At 40.3% G+C, this 10,841-nt stretch carries 9 protein-coding genes; 3 read left to right on the top strand and 6 right to left on the bottom strand.

Features of this window, described 5'->3' with window-relative positions; genetic code table 11:
- The first annotated feature begins 58 nt into the window (after positions 1 to 58).
- Genes B9A58_RS15580 through rmuC form a run of 3 tightly spaced genes read left to right on the top strand, consistent with a single transcriptional unit; the run spans position 59 to position 2,902 of the window.
- The gene (locus B9A58_RS15580) at positions 59 to 553 is read left to right on the top strand and encodes a hypothetical protein (RefSeq protein ID WP_139793921.1); all 495 of its coding nucleotides are present in this window, start codon (positions 59 to 61) and stop codon (positions 551 to 553) included.
- Positions 554 to 1,510 carry a CPBP family intramembrane glutamic endopeptidase gene (locus B9A58_RS15575; protein WP_084373796.1) on the top strand — a complete coding sequence of 319 codons (957 nt, stop codon included), beginning with the start codon at positions 554 to 556 and terminating at the stop codon, positions 1,508 to 1,510.
- A gap of 54 nt (positions 1,511 to 1,564) precedes the next feature.
- Entirely contained in the window at positions 1,565 to 2,902 is a 1,338-nt protein-coding gene (gene rmuC / locus B9A58_RS15570) for a DNA recombination protein RmuC (RefSeq protein WP_084373795.1), read from the top strand.
- A 240-nt stretch (positions 2,903 to 3,142) separates the two neighbouring features.
- On the opposite strand, the gene B9A58_RS15565 is transcribed toward rmuC, so the two are convergent.
- From B9A58_RS15565 to B9A58_RS15540, 6 genes are all read right to left on the bottom strand, one after another.
- Positions 3,143 to 4,018, bottom strand: coding sequence for a hypothetical protein (locus tag B9A58_RS15565; RefSeq protein WP_084373794.1), 876 nt, complete (start codon positions 4,016 to 4,018; stop codon positions 3,143 to 3,145).
- A 3-nt stretch (positions 4,019 to 4,021) separates the two neighbouring features.
- On the bottom strand, positions 4,022 to 4,789 hold the full coding sequence (locus tag B9A58_RS15560; RefSeq protein ID WP_084373793.1) for a hypothetical protein: 768 nt from the start codon (positions 4,787 to 4,789) through the stop codon (positions 4,022 to 4,024).
- Positions 4,790 to 5,005: 216 nt separating this feature from the next.
- A complete protein-coding gene (locus B9A58_RS15555; protein ID WP_084373792.1) occupies positions 5,006 to 5,809 on the bottom strand; it encodes a hypothetical protein in 804 nt (267 codons plus the stop codon).
- A 128-nt stretch (positions 5,810 to 5,937) separates the two neighbouring features.
- Positions 5,938 to 6,840: a PorP/SprF family type IX secretion system membrane protein gene (locus tag B9A58_RS15550; RefSeq protein ID WP_084373791.1), complete on the bottom strand. Its 903-nt coding sequence runs from the start codon at positions 6,838 to 6,840 to the stop codon at positions 5,938 to 5,940.
- Positions 6,841 to 6,845: 5 nt separating this feature from the next.
- Positions 6,846 to 7,988: a T9SS type B sorting domain-containing protein gene (locus B9A58_RS15545; RefSeq protein ID WP_176214806.1), complete on the bottom strand. Its 1,143-nt coding sequence runs from the start codon at positions 7,986 to 7,988 to the stop codon at positions 6,846 to 6,848.
- Positions 7,989 to 8,008: 20 nt separating this feature from the next.
- Positions 8,009 to 10,741, bottom strand: coding sequence for a beta strand repeat-containing protein (locus B9A58_RS15540; protein ID WP_084373789.1), 2,733 nt, complete (start codon positions 10,739 to 10,741; stop codon positions 8,009 to 8,011).
- Between the last annotated feature and the right edge of the window lie 100 nt (positions 10,742 to 10,841).

The following is a 10,841-nucleotide window of genomic DNA, read 5'->3' as shown; positions in this document are numbered from 1 at the left end:
CAATTTCCGTTGTCTATTGAATGATAATGTATTTATATTTATTCTAAAATATAAAATTATGACCCGCCGTAAATCTGCTTCCTTTCCGTTTGTTCTTGTTTTTATTCTTTTTCCAGTTATGGTGCAGGCTCAGGTCTGGCAGTCTTACGAATGGGCGTATTACCATCTACAATTTGAATTGCCTCAAGAATTTGCTGTTACCACAAATACAGAAGAGGCACTAGAAGCCAGTAAGGAAGGTATTGAATTCGGACTATATCCTTTGAAAGATAGCGCACTGGAAGGTCTTGATTTGGCTGGTTTTGTTATCAAAATGGCAGAGGACGATCTCAATTTGAGTGAGATAGACGAAATGGAGTTGCTGGAGTTTGAAAGTATGTCTGGTGGCTTTGTCTCAGGGACCAAAGATGGACGGATCTATCTTGTTTTAGGTCTTATGGACAAAGAGAACAAAAACAATTACTACGCCTACGTTGCCTTTGAGAAAGAAATGGAAATGGAAGTGGCTGAAGACGCCATGGAAATCTTACTCAGTTTTGATCTTCTTGACTAGATGAAACAAATCTGGAAGTACCTGAACAAGTATCTTCAGGAACATTATCACCTAGGGTTATACCTCTGTACAGCCCTTTTCCTTGCCCTTTGCACTTATCTCAATTATACGTTTGACTTTGAGGATGGTATTGTAGATTCATACCAGGGAACATTGTGGCATTGGTTCTACATGACGCTATTTATGGGATTTCCATTTTTAGTCATTTGTAGTCTTTTGTACGTTTTCGATGCAAACAAAGCATGGGTAAGGTCTAAAGAATTTTGGCTGTTATTTATTTTTGGCTTCGTGCTTTTAGGCTTTAGCAGAACGCTGTACTTCCACTACGGCTTGATCGAACATTTAGATGTAATCGACTATCGCTTTGTGCGAAAAGTGATGTGGCGTGGCAAAACCTTTTTCACCCTACTCCTACCTCTGATCCTATTTTATTATTGGTATGAACGAAAAAAGGACGAGTCTCAGAGTTGGTATGGTTTGACCGTGCGCAACACTGACTTTAAGCCCTATGGTGTCTTACTTTTATTGGTAGTGGTCGGCATTGGATTGGCTTCATTCCTGTCTGATCTTACGAATTACTACCCTCGCTACTTACCTAGTGGTGGCGATAAATTTGCTGTCGAACATGACATTTCGGGTTGGGTTCCCATGCTCATCTATGAGGGGGTTTATGGAGCCAATTTCCTTAATGTTGAGCTTTTTTTCAGGGGGTTTCTGGTCATTGGGTTTACTCGTGTGCTTGGTGGTCATGCCGTGTTGGCTATGGTAGGGGCTTACATGTTTCTACACTTTGGCAAACCAATGGCAGAAGCCATCAGCTCGGCTTTTGGTGGTTACCTCATTGGCATTCTGGCTTTATATTCCAAAAGAATTTGGGGTGGTGTTATTCTCCATATTGCGCTGGCATGGAGCATGGAGTTTTTTGCCTGGCTACAAAGGCTTTATGGAGATTATTAGAAAAATAGATTCAAGCAGTAATTAAAATCTATCTACACTTTATAGATTTGTTTTATGGAAGTTTATCATTTCGTTTACCTGTTTACTGGTCTCGTCTTAGGTGCTGGAGCAGCATGGCTTGTAGCCAAATCAAAATTTCAAAACCCGCAAAATGCTGATGCCCAACTGAAAACTAAAGAATTGGAACTGCAGGTGAAAATGGAGATAGAACGATCTGAATCGCTGACTGCAAACCTCAAAGAAATGAATGATGAACTGCGTGGTGAACGAGAGAAAATCATGCAGCTCAGCAATCAACATTCACGATTAGAGTCTGACTATAAAAATATTCAGGAAACGCTAAAAACTCAGAAAGAAGAGCTCAACCAAATTCGTGAAAAGTTCTCGGCTGAATTCAAAAATATGGCCAACGAGATACTGGAAGAAAACAGCAAGAAATTCACCACACACAACAAAGAGCAAGTAGATCAACTCCTAAAACCACTAGGTGAGAAAATAGTAGCCTTCGAGAAAAAGGTAGAAGAAACCAACAAAGAAAATATTGCGCGTAACTCTGCGCTGAAAGAACAAATTGCCGGGTTCAAAGAGCTGAACCAAAAAATTACTAAAGAAGCTGAAAATCTAGTGAAAGCACTTAAAGGCGACACCAAAGCACAAGGCAACTGGGGAGAGTTTATCTTGGAAAGTATACTGGAAAAATCTGGCCTTGAAAAGCAACGAGAATATTTCGTGCAGCAGTCTTACGCTGATGACGAAGGCAACAGATACCAGCCTGATGTGGTCGTGAAATTGCCTGATGACAAAAGTATCATTGTGGATTCTAAAGTCTCACTGATCGCCTATGAGCGATATACCAATACAGATGATAAGGAAGAAAAAGAGAAGCAAATCAAAGCACATTTGCTTTCACTCAGGGCTCACATCAAAGGACTGAGTGAAAAGAACTACCAAAGCCTGTATGGTGTAGAAGGGCTAGATTTCGTTTTGTTGTTCATTCCAATAGAACCTGCATTCTCCTTGGCCGTGCAAAAAGATGCTGAGCTCTTTAATGACGCCTATAGCAAAAATATTGTCATCGTGAGTCCTGCTACTTTGATCGCTACGTTGCGAACGATCGCCAGTATCTGGAAGCAAGAATATCAGAACAGAAATGCCATTGAAATAGCCAAAGAAGGAGGGAATTTATACGACAAATTCGTGGCGTTCACTGAAGATGTGAAAGGCATTGGCCGCCAGCTCGACCTTACCCAAAAAGTCTATGTGGAAGCCGCCAAAAAACTCTATGAGGGCAAGGGGAACCTCATCAATCGAGCAGAAAAAATGAAAAAACTTGGTGCTAAAGCAACTAAGAACATGGATCAGAAGCTGCTTGAGAGGTCTGGGGAGGATTGAGGTTGTCTAAATTTACTACTCCGTTTGACGAACAGCTGGCAATGATGAGCAAGGATTCGAAAATGCCGTCCTTTTCGCGGCCACAAAGCTGCTATTGTTTAAATTTATTAAATGAGGCAAACTTTCTAATCTCACGAAAATATCCTGACCAATAAAACCCTGTTTATAGCCAATGTTACTGTCCGTTTAGCACTTTAATTTCAGTAGCAACTTTTTCCTTAAGAATTTTTGTAATGGCGTTTAAAAAATCAAATCTAAAATAAATACGATCAATCCAAGCAAGATAATCACAATGACGCTGATTGTTTTGAGGGATTCGATTGGCTTGTTCACGAAATCAATCCACTTCTTGATAAAATAACTGAATTCAAAAAACTTTTTACTGTTGTTAGCTAGAAAAGAGGAGAGTATATAAAACCATGGAAAAACAGAGAAGAATAGGCTAGAGTAAATAAAAACTCCTGGAACCGCATTCAAATATGTGACTCCAGTTCCATCAAAGTTAGAAACAGATAATGTGAGTGCGTTCCACCCAGAGACGAACATCTCATCATTCCTAAATTCAAAAATGGTTGAAAGTACATACGTTATAAGTAAAAATTTAGTAATCCCGAAAACTAGAGTCACCAATAAATCTATTATTAATACTCTGGTATAATTATGGTTTCCATCAGCGAGTAAGTGGAGCACATATCGAGTCTTTACATAGATGAAATAATCGGGAATTAGGTTAAAGATCGTGAAGTTTATCGTCATATGAATTAGCCAAAAAAACCAATCTTTCCAAATAAGACCTTCCCAAGAAATTTCGTGCAGTGATAATGCTAAGAAGTAAAAAACTATAACCGATATAAACGAAAAAATAGTAGCCTTTTTGAATGATTTGACAGATAAGTACTTTTCTCCGAAAATATTGTCGAAGGATGCAGATAAGGCATTAGATACTTCATTGACGAGATTTGTAAGATTAAAAGAAGCGAGTTTATCTGCAAGTTCATCATGACGTTCTTTGGGTATCGATTTACTGATCGTTTCAAAGGCATAGGAAATTACCATGATAAGAGATCCCAGTGTCAAAGGCTTGAAAATAAAATCCTTAATAATAGTTGAATCCATTTTCTACTTACATACGATTTCACAGTCTTCAATGTATTCCTCACCGATCTTGAAATTGCCTATTTCCAATAAAGGTCGTTTGAAAGTATGGATGATTTCAGCCTTTTTAGGTGGATCTTGATCTTCGCACACTCTCTTGTACTTGTTGTATCTATCCCTACATAAATTAAAGAAATGATCCCATTTGCTGGAGATTGACGAAGAATAATTTACTACAGCAAATAGAGCTAAGGTAGCGAGTGGGTCTGTTTGGAGTACAAAGCTCACTTCTGTGCCTTCTTGATCAATTAACTTCCCAGTGTACAAGTAAATCTGACCATTATCAATGGATATAATTTCTAAATTGTAAATTAGATTTTGTATGGATTTTTCGCCGAAATTACTCTTATAAGTTATTTGATATTTTCCATCCTCTAGCTTTTTTGCTTCACTTTGTGATAGAATTGATGTCGGGAATTCATAATTAACCACCATTCGCTCTCTGGTTCGGTTATTTTTTAATGCTGAAGATATTACAAGTGTATCTCCTCTAACGTCAGATAAGTATGAACTTACACTTGTTTTATTTTTTAGATTGGATACTGTTACAAACAAGGAATTTGCACTTGATAGATTCTTTTTCAACAATGGAAATTTGGCTTTTACAATATCAAAATCAACAGAATTCGTGTTTTGATTCTTAGCTATGGTGTTACAAGGATGATGCTGAACAACACAAGAGTTAAGAATAATTAGGCTAAGAATACCACATGTTGTCTTTTTCAATTTCATTTTCTGTCGAAATCTGTTCTTATATATGACAGTGATCTGGCTATGTATGATCAGTGGGGATTAGGAAACACTGACCTGTTCGTTGCCACCAAACCACTCCATTGTTTAAATTTATTAAATGAGACGGACTTTCCAAGTCCCACCAAAGTATCTAAACCAATGAAACCTCATTCTTTCCTAGCAATTGCCCGTTTTAACAGATGCAAGAATCCCCTGCTACTCCGTCAACTTATTAATTAGTTCTGCATAGTCTTTCAGCAATTTTTCTTGATCCACATGTGGAAAATCCTTTTGCTCGAAGACGGCACCAAGGTTTTCAAATTTTCTAACCCAGATCAAAAGAGTAACAGGATATTCTTTGAACTGTCTTTTTTGGGATTCATTGTTTATTTCAAAATATGAGACTTTTGCTATTCCTGGAATAGATGACTTTGGATTGTTTAGGTAAAAACTATTTTCGGTTGATGTAGGTCTAATTTTGAAGAAAAATGATAGGTCTTCTGGTTGTACTCCAGCGTCAATAAAAGACTCAAGAATCTCTCTTGAAGCAGGCTGATAACTAAGATGTATTGCCGTTGGATTTATTTTTATGCTCGCAATATCTTTTGACTTAAAGCCCCTTCCAACTAAAATATCCATGTGAAGCTGGGAACTATATTTGTCAGACCCATAAAATTGAAGTTTTTCCAGCATAATGGATCCACCACTCTTAATTCCTAAAGTAAAATTATCAGTTATAAGTCTGTTTGTGCCTGTTGCACTTCCAATACCCAAAAAAACAAATTCTGTTGGCCTCAACCTATCGAATATTTGAGTACTTTGATTAATTACAACCACCAGTAAGCCAATAAATAGTGAAACGGTGGACGCTATGTTCACTGTACGCTTCCATGCTCTCCTAGTTTTTGAAAAAGAAAATGAACACGAACCACAGACTATGGCTTCATTAGAACATTCATTAGCGCATCTTGGGCACTTTTTGGAAATTGGCAACTTTTCTATTGAGTCTTCCGCAGTCATAATAAATCGTAAACACCACTATAGTGTTTACGTCGGTTATATCTGTCACTAATATAATAGATCTATACGTCCTAAAAACAATGGAAAGCTACTTTCACTAAAGATTCAGCCAACTAAAAACCTACCGTCTAAAAATACTTCTGCTGAAAAAGGGTGATTGGAGAAGTTTTGAAAGTGAATTGCAGTGAGATTTCGTGAGTGCCATAGTTGCCATAGACCAGAGAGTTGGAAGGCATCTCAAAGGAGTAGCCCACATTGAGATTATCACCTAAGCTGAAAATGGCCATGGCTCCAAAATGCTTGAAGTCGCGAACTGTCAGGCCAGCCCACACGATGGCATCCAAAAATACACTAGCTGTGATATCTACTGATACGTCTTCGCCATTCATCGAACGTACCAAGGTCATCAGCTTGACGGGTGTTCTGTCGATTTCGGCAACAAAACCAGAGGTAAAATAATAATGTCGTTTGTACCGCTCTGAAGTAGTCATCCCATCAGTAATCGACACATTGAGGATTCTGGGAACAGAGGCTCCTACAAAAAAACGCTCGCTCATATACATCAATCCTAGACCCACATTGGGTTTGGAAATGGTTTCGTGGCCATTTAGGATTTCAGGATCGTCTAGGTAATCAAAGTTTACCTTGGAGAAATCATACCCATATTGAATATAGCCACCCTGAATGCCCATTCCCAAACGAGCATGCTCAAAATTAATATTGTAAGATCCCGCCAACTGCACTTCATAATTGTTACTCACACCAAACTGATCATTGAGCACCAAACCTCCTACTCCCATCCGCCCTTCCAACAAGCCCGATTGAATAATGACCGTATTGGTGCGTGGTGCTCCATCTATACCCGCCCACTGAAATCGGCTGATCGCCCCAGCTGACAAACTATTGTACATGCCAGCATAGGCAGGATTGATCATAAGCTGATTGAACTGATACTGACTGTACAATGGATCCTGCTGTGCAAAAAGAGAGCAGGAGATCATGAAAAACAATAGGGAGAAGTGTATTTTCATGTCATTCAGTTTTTGATGTAGACAAAGCCTGACTCTCTTTTGGATCCATCTAGGTTGACGGTATAGAAATAGTTGCCCGTAGGCAATAACTCACCATTACCCACATTGGCATCCCCTCTGAACACTCGATCCAGATTGTTATATCCCAGCATGGAGAAAACCATTTTGCCTTGGCGATTAAAAATCTCTACTACATTTTCTTCATAGAACTCAATATTTTCTATCCTGAGAAAATCGTGTTTTCCATCTTGTAATGGGGTAACTATATTGATTACTTTCACAGGTGGCAGAGCCAAACCTTTGTCTCCCAACAAGTAATAGCCTGACAGAATCGGGGTATTTGAGGTAATACTGCCCGAAGTAGTTGATCCTGTGAATTCTGATTGTCCCAAAATCGTCAGTGGGCTTCCCAGGTTTTCGGTATAGGCTATGACTGCTTCTGACTCTGACGATATAAAATGCTCATTCGTCACGGGCAATACCAGACCATCCACACTGAAGTCCGCATTCTTCATGATTTGCCAATAACGATTGGGAGATATAGATTCCAATGCTTGAGAAAGGGTGACGTCTAATTCTTCTCCCATGGCAACTATCCCTACTGGCACGGAACTCTGCACGTTGAGTAATTCCACTGGCAGATAGCTTTGGTCTGTACCAATGGGATAATGGACTTCGCCCTGCTGGGCAGAATAGAGCAAGCCATTCACATACGAACTTTCGTCTCCTCCCAGGATCACTGCGTCTTCTTCGATAGTGAGAGAGGCGTCACCTAAGAAATTCATCACGCCAGAAATCAGCTCCAGCGTACCAGAGATAGTCAAATCTGACGCTAGACTTAGGTTACCCATTGTGCTTATACCTAAATGCTGATAAGTGGAACTGCCCGATTCGAAGAGGGGATCACTCCCTAATAAATAGAAGGTGCCGGAGACTGAACTATAGTTACCAACGTTTGTCCAGTCTCCGAGTAGTCTCAGGTCACCTTCGTTAAGCATCATACCTTGGTTAGATAGGTTTCCTTGCACAGTAAATGGCACGTCATTGCCTATGGCTACTAGTGCGTGATCATTGGTCATTAGGTTTTGTGCCTTTACCTGTGAAGTACTTACTATTCCTAAAATCAAGAAGTAACTAAATCTTTTCATGGTTTTCATTGATCTAGTCTTTAGTCTACTTGAAGTACTGTGTAAGTGATTCTAACACCATGAAGCTGCAGATCAGAAGCATCATCATTTGATGTATACAGTATTCGATAGGTGTAGTTATCGTTGTCTATCGTTCCGAAGAATATCGTATTATCATTGAGCTCCTGTACAGAAGCACTTTCTGCTGTCGTCTCTACTTGAGCCATGTTTGAATTGGTTGCGATTACCCCGATGTCACTTCTATAAAGATTCACTCGGGCAAATCGGCTGGCTGTGGCATTGTTATCAAAAAGCCAAGCTTCTAACTCAGTGACTATGGCGCCATCAGGAAGTTTGATGGGAGCGGTAGCATACGCTAGTCCCGAACCACCTCCACCAGAAAAATAGACATAAGGGGTAGTAAAAAGAGGTGAAACCAAATCTTCCGTATCTCCATCTAGTCGCATTACTTGAAATTCTGTAGGGTGATAACTTGCTTGCCGTGTTTGAGCGCTGGCATAGGTGTAGGCATTGGTTTCTGGAATTTCAATATCATTGGTCACGGTCAACTGGCCAGTGACATCCAAAGAACTTTGAATGTCCACTGTCCCATTGAATTCTGAAGTTCCGACCACATCCAATTTGGCACTGGGTGCTGATTGGTTGACACCCACATTGCCTGAATTGTCTATGGTGAATCTTTCTCCACTGCCTGCTGCGGCTCCGTCACTGATTTTAAAATAGTCATCAGTAGCGTCTACTCCTACTATGTATTCATTACCTCCTGTCACGCTAAAACTAATACCTGCATCACTGGTATTGGCACCTGAGTTTAACCTAACCAAAGGCAAAGTAGAATTGAGATCAAAAGACTTAATAGTTAATTCTACATCAGAATCTTGATCCCCAATACCCACATGTCCTGAAAAATAATTTTGATCTTCACCATCCGTAAAAACGCCGTATCTGGTACCAGTGGTAGATCCACTCATTTGTGCATACAAACCATAACTGTCGCCAGTGCCATCATGATCCATATTGGCTCTAAAGCCATAAATCAAGGAACTGCTAGTTCCTGCTGCTCTCACATCAGAAAATGCTCCCATACGAATACCAGTTCCTGTTGCATTGATCTGGGTATGCATCCCATAGGTAGTACCATCTGTTGGGTTGATCAGATTGTATATGCCTCTGACCTGCTGCGTACTAGAAGCTGTACCATCTATGTTGTTGTATACTCCTGTTTTGATCGCGCTACCTTGATCGTCTAGCTCAATGAGCGTACCTATTTTAGATCCAGCTCCGTCGTGGTTGTTGGTCACACGAACTGTGGTAGATTCGGACGATCCTGACTCCACATGAAACTGTGCATTGGGAGTAACCCCAACGCCTACAGAACCCAGATTATCAATAATAACCCTGTCATTCGAACCCAATGAAGTGGCGTCACTGATTTTGAAATAATCGTCTGTACCATCTACACCCAAGGTGAAGGCATTTCCAGCATTGTTCATCGTGAAGGATGCATCTGAGGTGGTATTTGATTCGGAAATCGTCAGTTGGGGTGTCGTGCTGCTGGCATTGCTCGTGGATAACTGTAAAGGTGACGTAGGAATTGTCCCAGATCCAATATTCACATTTCCAGTGGCATAGTTGATGCTGGTGCCATTGGTATTCCATTGTGTTTCAGCAATGGCTGTCCAGGCAGGATCACTACCATCAGTGGTTAAAAAATTTCCACCTTGGCTCGTTTGATCTGGGAGTTCGATTTCATTAATTGGACTATTATCCAGATTGTCTGGCACATCAATAGTCAAATTGGGATAAGTACCGCCAATAGTAACATTGCCACTGCCACCATCTGACAGGGCTACCGTCTGATCAGGAGAGGTGTTGGTCACCTCAAAGTCATCGCCTACTTGATTTACTGAAATACCCGTACCTGCTGAAACTGTTTGATCTTCGTTTGATGGGTCAGCATCTGCATCATCTACATTCAAGGTCAATGTAGAACCATCTGATAGGGTAATGTCCCCTGCCGTCCCGTCTGTACTGATATCCTGAATTTCATTGGTGTCGCTATTATCTAGATTGTCCGGCACATCAATAGTCAAATTGGGATAAGTACCGCCAATAGTTACGTTGCCACTGCCACCATCAGATAGCACGACGGTTTGATCTGGTGAAGTATTGGTTACTTCAAAATCTTCATCAGTCTGCGTCACAGATATACCCGTACCTGCAGAGACTGTCTGATTTTCATTGGTTGGGTCTATGTCTGCATCATCTGCACTTTTGATATATCCTAAGGCTGCGATATCTGCGTCCGTCAACTGCGTATCATCATCGCCGTCCAGCAAATCGGAAGGGACATTGATTAGATCACTAAAGTCAATATCATTCCATAAGGAAGAAGAGCCATCAGTAGTCAAATACTTACCACCATGACCCACTTGGTCTGGCAACCCATTGAGATTACCAGTCGCTAGTTCAGTCCATTGATCATTGATCCAAAAGAAGAACTTGTTCAAATCTTCGTCATATACCATCAAGCCATTTTCTACAGTAGAAAGATTGCTTGTGAAAGTTGAGGCTGTTCGTTGGACAGTAGTCATCCTTGGCACCAGCAAACCTTGATTATTGTTGGGAGCTACGAGTTCTAGAATGGCATTGGCATTAGGTGTTTCTGTTCCGACACCTACTGATTGAGCTATAGCCGAAAATGAAAATAATAGGACGCTTGCAAGCAAGCTTAAGGCGACTGATCCTTTCATGGTTTTTAAGAACTGTTTTGAGACTACATCCTTAAATTATCCAATAAAAAATCAGGTAAGTAATATTCTAAGTAAACGACAAAAGTTTTGAGTAAACGAC

This window comes from Reichenbachiella faecimaris, from assembly GCF_900176375.1.
Taxonomy (GTDB): domain Bacteria; phylum Bacteroidota; class Bacteroidia; order Cytophagales; family Cyclobacteriaceae; genus Reichenbachiella; species Reichenbachiella faecimaris.
Note: the sequence above shows the minus strand (reverse complement) of the source record. Positions and strands in the feature narration are given on the sequence as shown.